This window comes from Pseudomonas sp. Pseusp97, assembly GCF_047304025.1.
Taxonomy (GTDB): Bacteria; Pseudomonadota; Gammaproteobacteria; order Pseudomonadales; family Pseudomonadaceae; genus Pseudomonas.
This window is the reverse complement of the sequence record NZ_JBGLYK010000015.1, coordinates 1-13968: the sequence shown is the minus strand read 5'-3', so window position 1 is coordinate 13968 and position 13968 is coordinate 1. Positions and strand designations below refer to the sequence as shown.

The window sequence follows — 13968 nt, the reverse complement described above, 5'->3', positions numbered from 1 at the left end:
GGCGCGGCCGGCAAAAGAGGCGGGCGGCTTCCTCATCCCTTGCCGGAATCGGTGGCGCCCGCGCGGCGGAAGAACAGGGTCACCTGCCCCAGCTCGACGCCGAATTTGCTCATGCTCGAGCGGTTGATCAGGGTGTCCTCGTCCATCAGGTACATCCAGTCGTCGAAGCTCACCTTCCAGGTGCTGTCATCCACGACCAGGTTCAGCTCGTAGCGCCAGCGCAGCGCATTGCCGGCAATCTCGCCGACGGCCTCGCCAACCACATCGGCGGCGCGCCCGCGCCAGCGGCCGGCACCGTCCGGGGTCAGGGTCCAGATGCGCTGCTGGCGGGTGCCGTCGCTGTAGCGAAAGCGCTCGTCGAGGATCAGCCGGTCGCCTTCGCGCCGGCTGCTGATGTCCACCTCGAAGCGCTTGACCACCTCGCCGGACGGTTTCTGGAAGATGCCCCAGGCTTTTACCGGCCCGGCGAAGAATGCCGGCAGGTCCAGCGTGGGGCGCTCGTTGGCGTAATGCTCGACGCCGACGTTGCCGCAGCTGCCCAGCAGCAGGCAAAGGGCGAGTTGGAACAGGCGCAGGGTCGACTTCATGGCTCGTCTCCGCTCAAGCCCAGCAGGTCGCGACGCAGCTCGGGGTTGCGCGTGCGCGGGTCCAGCCAGATGGAAAAGAACGCCCGGGCGAAGCGGGCATCTGCCACCGCGTGGCGCAGCCTGTCATCGACGTAGAAACGGCAGCCTTCGCCGGGCAGATAGACGCCGGTGATCCGTTGCCCGGCCTGGACATCGACGAAGGCCTGGCGCATCTCGCCGGCCCAGCTCGCCAACTGCGTATCGTCGTCGGCGCCGAGGCGGCGCATCTCGTCGAGGCTGGCCTGCACCAGGGTGTCGCGGGTCAGCTCGCGCCGATAGACCAGCTCCAGGGCGAAGGCTTGGGTCCAGTCCGGCGCGGCCCCGGCACTCCACAGATGCGCCTCGTAGACCACGAAGCCGAACCAGCTGAACTGGCCCTGGCCAATCTGCCGGGCGCCGGGTACTTCGCTCCGCCAGTCCGCGCAGGCGGCCTGCACCCACAGGCCGCAGAGCAGCGTGAGGCTGAGAAGGAAGCGGCGGCGGGTGGTCGACAGGTGCATGAGTCCAACTCCAGGATCTTGCCCTAATAGTTGTACAACAAATAAATAATGTACAGATAATGGACGAATGGTGATGAGAAGATTTGGGTCGGCGCACGGGGTTGCCTGAAGCTTTGAGTTCAGGGGTTGGTGACCGGGAAATGGCCTGATCCGATGGGCCTGCGCCGAGCCGGAGTCGGCAGATGCATACAGTCGCGCCGCTAAATTGTGTGCACGAACTTATATTTGTATAGATAATGGCGTGACCGAACACTCCACCGAAGACGGAAGTGATCCCCTCAGCCTGCCGATAACGAGATCATGCCGAACGACCCTTGCCTGACTCGAAACCAACGCCTGCTGCGCAGTGCTGCGATTGCCGGTGCCCTCTGCGCTGCCGCCGGCCTGTTCGCCTGGAGCGCCGGCTGGCTGGGCGCTCGTTCGCTCACCAGCGCCCAGCTGATCGAGCGGATGGAAGCCAACGCCGGTGTTCATCCGGGGTATCGCCGCGCCCATCCACGGGGCATCTGCTTCAGCGGCTACCTGGAGGTGAACGGCGCCCTGGCGCCGCTTTCCCGCGCGGCACTGCTGGGAGCCGGCCGGGTGCCGGTGCTGGGGCGCTTGTCGGTGGGCGCGGGTAATCCCCATGCCGGCGATACCAGCGTGCCGGTGCGCAGCATGGCGCTGCTGCTGCGCCAGCCCGACGGGCAGCAGTGGCGCATGGCGATGAACAACCCGCCGGTGCTCGCGGTGCGCACGCCGGAGGATTTCTACGAGCAACTGGGGGCGATGCGGCCGGACCCGGCGACCGGCAAGAGCGACCCCGCACGGGTCAAGGCATTCTTCGACGCGCATCCGGAAAGCGCCGAGTTTCGCGCCTGGGCGGCGTCCTACCGGCCGAGCGACAGTTTCGCCAGTACGGCTTACAACAGCATCAATGCCTTTGTCCTGGTCGACGGCAGGGGCCAGCGCCAGGCGGTTCGCTGGTCGATGGTGCCGCAACTGGCCGCCACGCCCCTGGCCGCTGCGGGAGTGGCCGACGACGCGCTGCAGCAGGGCCTCCTGCAGCGCCTGCAATCGGCGCCGCTGCGCTGGACATGGCGCTTCGTGCTGGCGGGGGCCAGCGATGCGGTGGATGACCCGACCCACGCCTGGCCTGCCGAGCGCCGGCAGGTGGAGGCCGGCACCCTGGTGCTGGAACAGGCGCGCGCGCAGCTGGACGGGGACTGCTACGGCTTCAACTTCGACCCGCTGATCCTGCCTGCCGGCGTCGAGCCCAGCGGCGATGCCATCCTGCGCGCCCGCTCATCGGCCTATGCGCAGTCCTACCGTCGGCGCACCTTCGAAGGGCAGCCGTCCGGCCAGCAGCCGGGAGCACAACCGTGAACGCGCCTGTCGATTCCTTCCATCCGTTGCTCCGCCTGCTGCACGGCCTGATGGCCGTGCTGGTGATCGCCATGCTGTTCCTCGGCGTCACCATGGTCGCCAGCGTCGACGGCAGCCAGCCGCAACTGGTGGGCTGGCACAAGCAGCTGGGGTTGGCGCTGCTGGTTCTTCTGTCGGCCCGCCTGCTCGTCCGCGCTTTCACCGCGCGCCCTGCGTTGCCGGCCTCGGTAACGCCCTGGCAACGGCGCGCGGCGGGGGCAGTGCATCTCGCGCTGTATGGCCTGCTGCTGGGGCAGATACTGGTGGGCTGGGCCATGCAGGGCGCGGCGGACTATCCGCTGCGCTTCGCGCTCTGGCGCATCCCGGCGCTGGTCGGCGCCGATCCTGACCTGTACGGCATCTTGCGCTGCGCTCACGGCTGGATTGCCTATGGGCTTTTCGCGCTGATTCTCGTCCATGCCGCCGCGGCGCTGGTCCATGGGCTGCTCCGTCGCGATGGCGTCTGGACGAGCATGTGGCGGCTGCGCCAGGGCGGAAAACGGCCGGGAAATACGAGGCGCTGAAGGGCGGCGCGGGCTCAGCTTCCCGCTTGCCGCGCAATCCACTCTGCCAGTGCTTCGCTGATCGGCTGGGCGTTCGCCTCCAGCACCGTCAGGTGGCGGCGGACGGATTGCGCGGTCTCCGGCGAGCCGCTTGCCTCCGCCCAGGCGGCGAGCTCGCGGATGGCGGCGTTGGTGGCGTTGATGTTCTGGTTGATGCGGCAGACCAGCGAGGGGAGGGGATGGGTGTTCATGATGACCTCCGGCAACAGAGACGTCAGAGCACTCAAAAGCAAGAAAGGCCGTATCGATCGACACGGCCTCGGGCCGTGCGGCTGCTGCTCTCCAAGCCACACGGCAGGAAAAATTTACCAAAAACGGTTCCAGATTCAAGCCCTGCCTGGCGCTTGCGCGCAGCGTGCGTGACGTCCGGGGTCGCGCCGGGCTTCAGCCCTCCTGGAGCCGGTTGCGCCCCAGCCGCTTGGCGGAATAAAGCGCGGCATCGGCGCTGTCGAGCAAGGCCTGCCAACCGTCCAGCTCTGCTCCCGACGCACAGGCGATGCCGATGCTCAGGGTCACCCGCCCGAACGGGCTGGAGCGGTGGGGAATGGCTTTCTCCTCCAGTCGATCGAGCATCATCTGCGCGACCACTGTCGCTCCTGCCCGGTCGGTGAGGGGAAGCACCACGGCCATCTCCTCGCCGCCATAGCGCGCTACCAGGTCGGTGGGGCGGCGCACACAGGCCGCGAGAAGCTTGCCGACCTCCTGCAGGCAGGCGTCACCGGCAGGGTGGCCATAGGTGTCGTTGAACAGCTTGAAGTGGTCGATATCGACCATCAGCAGCGCGAGCGAGGTTTTTTCCCGTTGCGCCCTGCGCACCTCTACATCCAGCGTCTCGTTGAAGCAGCGGCGGTTGGCCAGCCCCGTCAGCGGGTCGTTCAACGCCAGGTGCGCGAGCTTCTGGTTGCTGTCGAGCAACTGCTGCTGGGCAACGCGCAACTCGCTTTCCACGGCGACGCGGCGACGGATGTCGCGGATCAGCATCCAGCCGACGAAGCCGGTGAGCATCAGCAGGCCGGATACCACCAGCAGCGACAGCAGCGCCTCGAAACGCCAGGCGGCCAACGCTTCGTTCCTGCCCAGCGCGACCGTCGTCACCAGCGGCAGCTTGTCGCTCTTGCGGAACGCATAGAGACGCTCCACGCCGTCCAGGCTGGAGGTGAACGAGGCAGTCCCGACCGAGCGATCCACCAGGTACTGGGCGTAGATCGGCGACTTCGAGAAGTTGCGCCCCATGTCCTGCTCGCGGAAGGGGTAGCGCACCAGCAGCGAACCGTCGGTGTAGGACAGGCCGATGGCGCCGTCCCGGCCGATGTCGAGCTGGCCGAAGAGGCGCAGGAAGTTCTCGATGCCCAGGGTCACGGCGACGACGCCGGCGAACTCGCCGCCGGGGCCATCGAAACGGCGGCTGATGGTGATCACCCATTCCTGGGTCGAGCGGCTGCGAATCGGCAGGCCGATGAACGGCTCGCGGGATGGGTCGTCGCGGTGGTGAATGAAATAGGCCCGGTCACTGCTGTTGGCGCCGGCGGGTATGGGGCGGTTCGACGACATCAGCCAGCGGCCGTCGCGGTCGTAGACCGTCACGCCGCTCATCTGCGGCATCAGCGACTGCTGGCGGCTGACCAGTTGTCGCAGCCTTTCGATCTGCGCCGGCCCGCTGCCTTCGGTTTCCAGGCGCTCGACCAGGCCGAGCAGGAGCAGCGAACTCTGCCGGACTATGCCTTCGGAGTAGGTCGAGAGCGCCTGGGTCAGGTTGAGGCTGTGGACGTTGATGTCATCGAGCGCCTCCTGCCGCGAGGCCATCACCTTCCAGAAGGTCAACGATGCCAACGAACAGCCGATGATCAACAGCAACAGAAAGACAAGGTGGATGTCGCGCTTCACGGCAGAGACCCGGGAGGTCCCGCTTTTCCATAGGGAAGGCAGTGGCAAGATATTTCCTTATCAGCAGCGGTCCGGTGAGGTGGCTGTCTCGGGCAATGCTCTGGAGGTGGCGCCGGGCTGTCTGCAACGAGCCGTGCCCTTGATGTCATTCAAGCAGCGTTTCGGCCTTGTGCGCCATCAAGCGAATGCCTCGAGCCTGTCGATCGAGGGGCGAGCGGAGCGGCAATTATCCCGCAAAAGACACCGGAGCATCGCGTGCGGTCAGGGTTTTTCACGTAGCGCCGGCGCTGGGGGCGATGGTGACCTGCCGTGCGCCCGGCGCCGCTCGCCGGCGCGGCGTCTAAAGGTCCGGCAGGGCGACCCGATGGGTATTGATAAAAAACCTGCATCAATGCATGCAAACATAGCACTTATCGTTTCAAAGTGTGTCCAGCAGAATCCGGCCGTCGCAAGCGTCAACAAGCCCAAATAAGATCGCTGGAGAAAAGACCTATGCATGCCTTCCCCCAATCGGGTTCGCCCTCCGCACGCTCAAAGGCGGGCGCAGTGTTTCGAGTGACCTCGGGCAACTTCCTCGAACAGTTCGATTTCTTCCTCTTCGGCTTCTACGCCACCCAGATAGCGGCCGTTTTCTTCCCGTCCTCCAGTGAATTCGCCTCCCTCATGATGACCTTCGCGGTGTTCGGCGCAGGTTTCCTCATGCGCCCGCTCGGGGCGGTGATCCTGGGCGCGTACATCGACGACGTGGGCCGCAAGAAAGGCCTGATCGTCACGCTTTCGATCATGGCCAGCGGCACCCTGCTGATCGTCCTGGTGCCCGGCTACGCCAGCATCGGCCTCTGGGCGCCGTTGCTGGTGCTGGTCGGGCGACTGCTCCAGGGCTTTTCCGCCGGTGCCGAACTGGGCGGCGTTTCCGTCTACCTGGCGGAGATGGCGACTCCCGGGCGCAAGGGCTTCTACACCAGTTGGCAATCGGCGAGCCAGCAGGCGGCAATCGTGGTGGCCGCGGCATTGGGGTATGCGCTGAACCAGTTCATGGCGCCGGCCGCGGTGGCCGACTGGGGGTGGCGGATTCCCTTTGCGGTGGGTTGCGTGATCGTTCCCTTCATCTTCGTGCTTCGCCGTAGCCTCGAGGAAACCGAGGAATTCGCCCGACGCGCCGAGCGTCCGACGATGAAGCAGGTGTTCGCCACCCTGGGACGGAACTGGAGCGTGGTCATGGCGGGCATGCTGATGGTGGCCATGACCACCACCGCGTTCTACCTGATCACCGTGTACGCGCCGACCTTCGGCAAGACGGTCCTCAACCTGAGCGCCACCGATGCCCTGCTCGTGACCTTGCTCGTCGGCGTCTCGAACTTCGTCTGGCTGCCCATCGGCGGACATCTCAGCGATCGCTTCGGGCGCAAGCCCATGCTCGTCGCCATGACCCTCCTGGCCGTGTTCACGGCCTATCCCGCGTTGTCCTTCCTGGCGGCTTCGCCCAGTTTCGGACACATGCTGCAGGTTCTGCTCTGGCTGTCCTTCCTCTACGGCCTCTACAACGGAGCGATGATCCCGGCCCTCACCGAAATCATGCCGGTGGAGGTGCGGGTCGCGGGTTTCTCGCTGGCCTACAGCCTGGCGACAGCGGTGTTCGGCGGCTTCACGCCGGCCATCTGCACCTGGCTCATCCACCTGAGCGGCGACAAGGGCGCACCGGGGTACTGGATGACCTTCGCCGCGCTTTGTGCGCTTTGCTCGACCCTGCTGTTGTACCGCGACAGTTCCGCGCGCGTGGCGCAGCCAGCCTGACTGAGAGACTTTCTGATGAAGAGTTTGACGAAACACCTGGCCGCCCTGGCGATCGGCTTCTGCGCGCTGAACAGCGTGGCGTCGGCCGAAGAGCTGGATGTGATGACCTCCGGTGGCTTCACCGCCGCTTTCAAACGATTGAGCCCGACTTTCGCCGAGCGTAGCGGCGATACGATCCAGACCGTGCTGGGGCCTTCCATGGGCCAGGCCCGCGAAGCCATCCCCAATCGGCTCGAGCGGGGGGAGAACGCGGATCTGGTGATCATGGTCGGGTATGCGCTGGATGAGCTGATCCGCCAGGGCAAGGTCGACCCGGCCTCCAGGGTCGAACTGGCCGACTCGCGGATCGGCATGGTGGTGAAGCAGGGAGCTGCCAGGCCGGACATCGGTACCGAGGGCGCGCTCAGGAAGACGCTGCTCGATGCCGGGTCCATCGCCTATTCCGACAGCGCCAGCGGCATGTACATCCAGAAGGAACTGTTCCGCAAGCTGGGCGTGGAGCCATCGGTGGCCTCCAAGGCCAGGATGATCGAGCGGATACCGGTGGCTTCGGTCGTCGCCTCGGGCCAGTACGAGGTCGGCTTCCAGCAGGTGGCCGAGTTGCTGCCGGTGCCGGGGGTGACCTTCGTTGGCCGGATTCCGGAAAGCCTGCAATCCATCACGCGTTATTCCGCCGGCATCCCGCGCAACGCCAGGCATCCGGAGAAGGCCAGGGCATTGCTGGCCTACCTGTCCTCGCCGGCTGCGCAGCCGGTCATCCAGTCGACCGGGCTGGATTCAATCCCCCGCTGACTGCACCGGCATGTCCCTGACCAGCCGCTCCAGTTCGAGCGCAGCGGGTGTCAGGGCGCGTCCGCGGCACTTGACCAAGCCGACGTTGCGCACCACCTGCGGCTCTTCCAGCGGCACGGCGGTGAGCAGCGGATGACGGGTCCGCGGCATGGCGATGGAGGGCACCGCGGCAACGCCCAGCCCCGCTTCCACCAGGCCGATGGCCGTGGTCACGTGCCGCGTTTCGCAGATGCTCTGGCGGGGAGGGTGCAGGCGTTTCAGGGCCTGGCTCAGGATCAGGCGATTGCCCGAGGTCTTGTCCAGCGAGATATAGTCGTGCTCATACATCTGGCTCCAGGTCACCGAGGGCAGGCCGGCCAGCGGGTGATCGCGCCGGCAGGCCATCACATAGCGCTCCTCGAGCAACAGCTCGAAGGTCAGCCCCGGGTCCAGGTGCGCGCTGAAACTGACGCCGAAGTCGGCTTCCCCGCTCGCTACCGCCGCGTTGACGTCATTGGCGCTGGAGTCCACCAGCATGATCTTGATCCGCGGGTAGAGGCGATGGAATTCGCTCACCACCTGCGGCATGAAGTAATAGGCCGCCGAGGGCACGCAGGCGATGGTGACGCGCTCCGTCCTGCTGGAGGCGACCTCGGCGATGTTCATCAGGGCAGTGTCCAGATGATCGAGCACCCGCTCGACCTCCGGCAGGAAGGCCCGTCCGACCGGAGTGAGGCTCACCTTGCGGGTCGTGCGCTCGAACAGCCTCACGTTCAACGCCGATTCGAGCTTTTCGATGCGCCGGCTGAGCGCCGGCTGGGTGATCTTCACGGCCTCGGCGGCCTTGCGAAAGCTGCCTTTCTCGACGACGGCACGGAAGGCTTGAAGGTCGTCCAGGTCGAAGTTGATGCTCATCGGGATGCCGCGCTATTGATAAGTGACGGGCATCAATACCATGTCGGCCGGGGGCGGAAAAGCCAACCATCGTGCGTGCCAGGCTCCACGTCCGCGGCGTTGGCGACGGATGCCGGCTGCCAAGGGTGAAACGCAATCGGCTGCCCTTTCGATGGTCAGCCGGTGCATGCTCCTCAGCGAGCCGGCCGCCCATACCCCTGCGTGACCCGGTCTATCACCACCGCCAGTGCCACGATTGCCAGCCCTGCTTCGACACCGCGTCCGACATCGAGGGTCTGGATGCCGACCAGCACGTCTTCACCCAGGCCGCGTGCGCCGATCATGGAGGCGACCACCACCATGGACAGCGCCATCATCACCGTCTGGTTCAGCCCGGCCATGAGGCTCGGCAGCGCCAGCGGCAGCTCGACGTGGCGCAGCCGCTGCCAGCGGTTGGCGCCCAGGCAGCGCGCGGCTTCGCGCACCGATGGGTCGACCTGGCGCAGGCCCAGGTCGGTCAGGCGAACCAGCGGCGGCAGCGCGTAGATCAGCGTGGCGAAGATCGCCGGTACCTTGCCCAGACCGAAGAGCATGAGCACCGGGATAAGGTAGACGAAGCTGGGCAGCGTCTGCATGACGTCCAGTAACGGCATCAGCATGCGGCGGGCCAGTGGACGGTACGCCAGCAGCACGCCCAGCGGCACGCCGATCAGCACGCAGAGACCAGTGGCGACCAGCACCAGGGCGCAGGTCTGCAGCAGCTTGTCCCACAGGCCGACCACGCCGATCAGGAACATCAGGGCCGTCAGCAGCAACGCACGCTTCCAGCTGCGTCCCGCGTGCCAGGCGAGCAGCCCCACCAGCATCAGCAGCAACCACCAGGGCGGCAGGCGCAGCAGGTTCTCCAGCAGAGTGACCAGCTGCAGCAGGCTGTCGGACAGCCGCCGCAACTGGTCGCCGTAGTTCAGCACCAGGCTGTCCACCAGTTGGTTCACCGGCGCGGCGATTGAATGGTGCAGGCCCTGCGGGAAGCTCGAACTCACAGCGCGGCCTCGACCTTGCTGCGCACGTCGTCGCTGACCCAGGGGTGCCAGACCTGCGGGTTGGCCCTGAGGAACTCACGGGCAGCTTCTCGCGGCGGCTGGCGCGTCTCGCTCATTTTCGCCAGGGACGCGTTGAGCAGGCCGATGGGGAAGTCGACTTTCTCGAACACCGACACCAGCTCCGGGTAGTCCCGGTGGAAGGCGGCCGAGACGCCCACCGATAGCCGCGCCGGCATCGAACGGGTGCCGCGCGGATTGGGATTCTTCGCGTCGCTCAGGGTCTTCCAGGCCTCGGCGTCGAACGCCGGCTCTTCCAGGCGCACCAGCTTGTAGCGGCCCATCAACGGGGTGGGCGACCAGTAGTAGAACAGCACCGGCTTGCCGCGGCGGATCGACGAGGCGATCTCGGCGTCCAGCGCCGCGCCGGAGCCGGTGCGGAAGTTCGTGAAGCTGTCCGTCAGGCCATAGGCCTTGAGCTTCTGCGAGTTGACGATCTCCGAGGTCCAGCCGGTGGGGCTGTTGAGGAAGCGGCCCTTATCGGGTGATTCGGGATCGCGGAACACCTCGCGGTAGCGCGGCAGGTCGGCCACCGAGCGCAGGTCCGGCGCCAGCGGCGCGATGCCGCGCGACGCGTCGCCCTTGATCACGTATTCGGGCACCCACCAGCCTTCGTCGGCATGCTTCACCGTGTCGCCCAGGCCGAACACCTTGCCCTCAGCCTGTGCCTTGACCCAGGCGGGGCTGCGCCCAGCCCATTCCTCGCCTATGACCTGTACGTCGTTGCGTGCCAGTGCCGCTTCCAGGCTGACGGTGCTGCCGGGCAGGGTATCGGTGGCGTAGCCGTAGCCCTGTTCCACCAGCAGGCGCAGCACTTCGGTGATCAGGCTGCCGCTTTCCCAGGTGAGTTCGCCGAAATGAATCGGGGCCTTTTCGTCGGCTGCCTGGGCACCGGAGGCCAGCAGGCCGAGGGCGAGTGCCGCGCTGCCGAACCAGCGTTTGAACGATTGCATGCAAGGTTTCCTCGTTGCAGGTGAAGGCGGGCGTGCCACGGCACGCCCGCTCCGGTCAGAAGTCGTAGGTGAGCTTGGTGTAGTAGAAGGTCCCCTCCGGCGCGGCCGGCGAGAGGTAGCTGTATTGCTGTGCCTGGGTCTGGCGCAGCTGGTCGTTGTACTTGTCCGGGCGGCTGTCGAAGAGGTTGTTGGCGCCCACCGAGACCTTCAGGCTGCGGTTGAACGCGTAATTCAGGTCGAGGTCGGTGACCCACTGCGCGGAGAAGGTCTGGTCGTACTGCGAGGCGCTCGCGTCGGCGGCGTACTTGCGGTAGCGGCCGAAACGGGTCTCGTAGAGGCTGAAGGTCCAGGGGCCGAAGCTGTGCACGGCGCCGAGCACCAGCTTGTCCTCCGGGTAGCCATGTTCCAGGTAGCCCTCGGATTCGCGGGTGACGGTGACGAAGCCGTTGGGGTTCTCGTGGATCTTCTGCACCCGCGTGCGGGTCTTGGTGTAGCCGGCGGAGAGCGCCAGGTTGCCGTAGGCGCCCAGCTCCAGGTTGTACTTGCCCACCACGTCGACGCCGCGGGTGCGGGTGTCGGCGGCGTTGGTCATGAACTGCGCCCAGCTGTACTGGCCGTAGCCGGCCTCGGTGAGGATGCGCTCGGCCTCGGGGCCGAAGATGCCGCCGCTGTAGAGGATGCGGTCGCGGATATCGATCTGGTAGGCGTCCACGGTCAGCGACGCCTGCTCGCTGGGCCGCCATACCACGCCCAGGGAGTAGTTGTCGGATTTCTCCGGCTTGAGTGGCTGTGCGCCCAGGGCGCGCGCCGCCGGGTTGTCCACCGGCAGCATGCGGGTCAGCACCGGGTTGCCGTCGGCGCCGACGTTGGTGGTGGTGGTCCAGGAGGTGCCGATCTGCCCGAGGGTCGGTGCGCGGTAGGCGTTGTTGATGGTCGCGCGCAGGCCCAGTTGCGGGGTCAGCTCATAGCGCGCGGAGAGCTTGCCGGTGGTGGTGTCGCCGAAGTCCGAGTAGTGCTCGGTACGGGCGGCAAGGCCGAACTGGAAGCGCTCGGTCAGCTGGTTCTCCAGGCCCAGGTAGAGGCCGCGGACCTGCCGGGTATAGGTAGCGGCGTCGTCCGGGGTCAGCCCCGAGGCCTGTACCGCGCCGACCTGCACGCCGTCGATGCCACCAAAGGAGTAGGAGGCGAAGTCGCCGTCTTCCAGGCGATAGCGCTCGTCGCGCCACGCCAGGCCAGCGGACAGCGTCAGCGGCTTGAACGCCCAGTCCACGGGGACGTCGCGGCTGTAGTCGAAGTTGAGGTTGGTCTGCTCGTTGGTCAGGGTGGCGACGTCGAAGCTGGTCGGGCTGGCCACGCCGTAGCTCGGGTTGACGGTGTCCGAGGCGCGCTCGGTGTGCTTGTCGCGGCCATAGGTGGCGGACAGGTCGAAGCGCCCGAGGGATTCGTCCTCGTAGCGCGAGCCCAATGTCAGCGAGGCGTCCTCGTAGTGGTAGCGGTACTGCGGGATAGTGCCGTTGGGATAGATTTCCGGCACGTTGTTGGGGCTGCTGGCGAGCAGCGGCGGGGTGTTGTTGTACGAGGTGTCGCGGCCGAAGGTGCCGAAGCTGTAGAGGCGCCAGGCATCGCTCAGGCCGATCTCGCCGTTGGCCGCGAGGTTGAACTTCTCCCGGCTCGCGCCGCCCCAGCGCGGGTCCTGCAGTTCGCCGTCGGCGTAGTATTTCTCGCCGATGTCGTCGGGCTTGTTGTTCAGCCCGTTGAAACTCAGGGTGAGGAAGCCGTCGCCGGGCAGTGCCAGGCCGTACCAGCCATCGGCGGACTTGCCGAAGCCGTCACCCTGGCTGTACTTGCCCAGCTGCGCGCTGGCCTGGCCGCCGCTGTCGCGTTCCTTGAGGACGATGTTGATCACCCCGGCGATGGCGTCGGAGCCGTACTGGGCCGACGCACCGTCGCGCAGCACCTCGACGTGGTCGATGGCGCTGATCGGGATCATGTCCAGGTCCACCGACTGCGCGCCGATGAAGGGCACGCCGCCGGAGATGTTCACTACTGCCGAGGCGTGTCGGCGCTTGCCGTTGACCAGCACCAGGGTCTGGTCCGGCGACAGCCCGCGCAGCGACGCGCCCTTGGGGTCCTGGCCACGGGTGGCGCTCTGGTTCTGCGGGAAGTTGAACGACGGCAGCAACTGGAACAGCGCCTGGTTCAGGCTGGTGGCGCCGGTCTGCACCAGCTCGCTGGCATCGATCACGTCCACCGGCGCGCTGCTGGTCAGCGCGGTGGCGTCCTGGCGCCGGGTGCCGATGGCGACGACGCGGTCCAGCGTCGGCACGGCGGAATCCGCCGCCGCTCCGCTGGCCCGTTGCGCGCCATTGCCGGCCTTGCGGACGACGATGGCGCCGTCCTCGCTGACCTGCAGTTGCAGGCCGGTGCCGCGCAGCGCGGCGTCCACCGCCTGTTGCGCGGAGTAAGTGCCGTCGACGGCCGACGAGGAATAGCGCCCCACTTCGGGCGTGAAGGAAATCACCTGGCCGCTCTGTCGGCTGATCGACAGCAGCACTTCGTCCAGCGGACCCGAGGCGATGTGGTAGGCCTGCGACGGCCCGGCGGCCAGCGCCGAGCCGAGGAACAGGGCGGCGAGCGAACCCAGGACGAAAGCCCCGGCCTTGCGGTTGAAAACGGAATGACGCGGCATGACTCCCCCAGAGGATGCGCCGCAAAAGGGCGGCGCTTACGTCATCTGTGTGCAACGGCCCGCGGGAACCTTGCAGATCGATTGGTTATGTCCTTAGAACCGCCCTGGCCGGGCGGTGTGAATTCTCACGCCGGCCCCACGCTCACCCACAGGTCGGTGCGCCGCGCGATGCGGATCGGCAGGGTGCGGGCGAGGGTGTCCAGGGCCTGGTCGCTGTCGTCCAGGCGGAACAGCCCGCTGACACGCAGCCCGGCCACGGCCGGATCGACGCGCAGCACGCCGCTGCGGTAAGGACGCAGGGCGTCGAGTACTTCCGCGAGGCGCTGGTTGCGTACTTCCAGCAGGCCGTCCACCCAGGCGCCTTCCCCGCCCAGCAGGGGCGCCGGCGGGGAGAAGGCGTAGCGGTCGAAGCTCACCTGTTGGCGGCGCGGCAGCTGCAGGCGCTCGCCGGCCAGGGTGGCCAGTTCCAGCGAGCCTTCCAGTGCGATGGCCGCGCAGCGTTCCTCGCCCAGGCGCATTTGTAGCCGGCCACCCTGGCTGAGCACCTGGCCGAAGGGGCTGGCGATCAGCAGCGGGCGCGCATCGCCTGCCACGCGCAGCTGGATTTCACCGCGGCGCAGACGCAGCAGGCGGCGTTGCGGGGTGAAGTCGATGTCCACGGCGCTGCGCGCGTTCAGGACCAGTTCGCTGCCGTCGTCGAGGGTGACGCGCTGGCGCCTGCCGGTGGCGGTGTGCAGGTCCGCAGTCAGTTCTTCCAGGGGCAGCTGGCGGTCCGCGAGCAGCCCGGCAC

The 13968-nt window shown here is 66.9% G+C and carries 14 protein-coding genes; 5 read left to right on the top strand and 9 right to left on the bottom strand.

What is annotated here, in order from left to right:
- Nucleotides 1–32: 32 nt before the first annotated feature.
- Nucleotides 33–587 (bottom strand): DUF3833 domain-containing protein, encoded by a 555-nt coding sequence (locus tag ACCC94_RS05165; protein ID WP_413348320.1) that lies wholly within the window; start codon nucleotides 585–587, stop codon nucleotides 33–35.
- Nucleotides 584–1126: a chalcone isomerase family protein gene (locus ACCC94_RS05160; RefSeq protein WP_413348319.1), complete on the bottom strand. Its 543-nt coding sequence runs from the start codon at nucleotides 1124–1126 to the stop codon at nucleotides 584–586. The genes ACCC94_RS05165 and ACCC94_RS05160 overlap by 4 nt, the downstream gene beginning before the upstream one ends.
- A 300-nt stretch (nucleotides 1127–1426) precedes the next feature.
- Between ACCC94_RS05160 and ACCC94_RS05155 the strand changes: the two genes are divergently transcribed.
- Both ACCC94_RS05155 and ACCC94_RS05150 read left to right on the top strand, forming a co-directional pair.
- On the top strand, nucleotides 1427–2491 hold the full coding sequence (locus ACCC94_RS05155) for a catalase family peroxidase (RefSeq protein ID WP_413348318.1): 1065 nt from the start codon (nucleotides 1427–1429) through the stop codon (nucleotides 2489–2491).
- Entirely contained in the window at nucleotides 2488–3054 is a 567-nt protein-coding gene (locus ACCC94_RS05150; RefSeq protein ID WP_413348317.1) for a cytochrome b, read from the top strand. The genes ACCC94_RS05155 and ACCC94_RS05150 overlap by 4 nt, the downstream gene beginning before the upstream one ends.
- Nucleotides 3055–3068: 14 nt before the next feature.
- On the opposite strand, the gene ACCC94_RS05145 is transcribed toward ACCC94_RS05150, so the two are convergent.
- Both ACCC94_RS05145 and ACCC94_RS05140 read right to left on the bottom strand, forming a co-directional pair.
- A complete protein-coding gene (locus tag ACCC94_RS05145; protein ID WP_413348316.1) occupies nucleotides 3069–3284 on the bottom strand; it encodes a hypothetical protein in 216 nt (71 codons plus the stop codon).
- Between the two features lie 193 nt (nucleotides 3285–3477).
- Nucleotides 3478–4977, bottom strand: a complete 1500-nt coding sequence (locus tag ACCC94_RS05140) for a diguanylate cyclase (protein WP_413348315.1) — start codon at nucleotides 4975–4977, stop codon at nucleotides 3478–3480.
- On the opposite strand from ACCC94_RS05140, the gene ACCC94_RS05135 reads away from it, so the two are divergent.
- From ACCC94_RS05135 to ACCC94_RS05125, 3 genes are read left to right on the top strand one after another with little or no spacing between them, the layout of a single operon-like run.
- Nucleotides 4934–5449, top strand: coding sequence for a hypothetical protein (locus ACCC94_RS05135; RefSeq protein ID WP_413348314.1), 516 nt, complete (start codon nucleotides 4934–4936; stop codon nucleotides 5447–5449). The genes ACCC94_RS05140 and ACCC94_RS05135 overlap by 44 nt on opposite strands.
- Before the next feature lie 20 nt (nucleotides 5450–5469).
- Nucleotides 5470–6771, top strand: coding sequence for an MFS transporter (locus tag ACCC94_RS05130; protein WP_413348313.1), 1302 nt, complete (start codon nucleotides 5470–5472; stop codon nucleotides 6769–6771).
- Nucleotides 6772–6786: 15 nt separating this feature from the next.
- Nucleotides 6787–7563: a substrate-binding domain-containing protein gene (locus ACCC94_RS05125; protein ID WP_413348312.1), complete on the top strand. Its 777-nt coding sequence runs from the start codon at nucleotides 6787–6789 to the stop codon at nucleotides 7561–7563.
- Here ACCC94_RS05125 and ACCC94_RS05120 read toward each other — a convergent pair.
- The 5 genes from ACCC94_RS05120 to ACCC94_RS05100 all read right to left on the bottom strand — a co-directional run.
- Complete coding sequence (locus tag ACCC94_RS05120) at nucleotides 7549–8457, bottom strand: LysR family transcriptional regulator (RefSeq protein ID WP_413348311.1); 909 nt, start codon at nucleotides 8455–8457, stop codon at nucleotides 7549–7551. The two genes, ACCC94_RS05125 and ACCC94_RS05120, sit on opposite strands and share 15 nt — an antisense overlap.
- Nucleotides 8458–8630: 173 nt before the next feature.
- Nucleotides 8631–9479 carry an ABC transporter permease gene (locus tag ACCC94_RS05115; protein WP_413348310.1) on the bottom strand — a complete coding sequence of 283 codons (849 nt, stop codon included), beginning with the start codon at nucleotides 9477–9479 and terminating at the stop codon, nucleotides 8631–8633.
- Nucleotides 9476–10489 carry an ABC transporter substrate-binding protein gene (locus ACCC94_RS05110; protein ID WP_413348309.1) on the bottom strand — a complete coding sequence of 338 codons (1014 nt, stop codon included), beginning with the start codon at nucleotides 10487–10489 and terminating at the stop codon, nucleotides 9476–9478. The genes ACCC94_RS05115 and ACCC94_RS05110 overlap by 4 nt, the downstream gene beginning before the upstream one ends.
- A 55-nt stretch (nucleotides 10490–10544) precedes the next feature.
- Nucleotides 10545–13178, bottom strand: a complete 2634-nt coding sequence (locus ACCC94_RS05105) for a TonB-dependent receptor domain-containing protein (protein WP_413348308.1) — start codon at nucleotides 13176–13178, stop codon at nucleotides 10545–10547.
- Between the two features lie 125 nt (nucleotides 13179–13303).
- Nucleotides 13304–13968 (bottom strand): FecR domain-containing protein (locus tag ACCC94_RS05100; RefSeq protein WP_413348307.1); only part of this gene is annotated, 665 nt, incomplete at its 5' end.

Excerpts from the sequence above, each read along its gene's own strand:
- ACCC94_RS05165 (WP_413348320.1), bottom strand. The coding sequence starts at position 587 with ATGAAGTCGACCCTGCGCCTGTTCCAACTCGCCCTTTGCCTGCTGCTG.
- ACCC94_RS05160 (WP_413348319.1), bottom strand. The coding sequence starts at position 1,126 with ATGCACCTGTCGACCACCCGCCGCCGCTTCCTTCTCAGCCTCACGCTG.
- ACCC94_RS05155 (WP_413348318.1), top strand. The coding sequence starts at position 1,427 with ATGCCGAACGACCCTTGCCTGACTCGAAACCAACGCCTGCTGCGCAGT.
- ACCC94_RS05145 (WP_413348316.1), bottom strand. The coding sequence starts at position 3,284 with ATGAACACCCATCCCCTCCCCTCGCTGGTCTGCCGCATCAACCAGAAC.
- ACCC94_RS05135 (WP_413348314.1), top strand. The coding sequence starts at position 4,934 with ATGATCAACAGCAACAGAAAGACAAGGTGGATGTCGCGCTTCACGGCA.
- ACCC94_RS05130 (WP_413348313.1), top strand. The coding sequence starts at position 5,470 with ATGCATGCCTTCCCCCAATCGGGTTCGCCCTCCGCACGCTCAAAGGCG.
- ACCC94_RS05125 (WP_413348312.1), top strand. The coding sequence starts at position 6,787 with ATGAAGAGTTTGACGAAACACCTGGCCGCCCTGGCGATCGGCTTCTGC.
- ACCC94_RS05120 (WP_413348311.1), bottom strand. The coding sequence starts at position 8,457 with ATGAGCATCAACTTCGACCTGGACGACCTTCAAGCCTTCCGTGCCGTC.
- ACCC94_RS05110 (WP_413348309.1), bottom strand. The coding sequence starts at position 10,489 with ATGCAATCGTTCAAACGCTGGTTCGGCAGCGCGGCACTCGCCCTCGGC.
- ACCC94_RS05105 (WP_413348308.1), bottom strand. The coding sequence starts at position 13,178 with ATGCCGCGTCATTCCGTTTTCAACCGCAAGGCCGGGGCTTTCGTCCTG.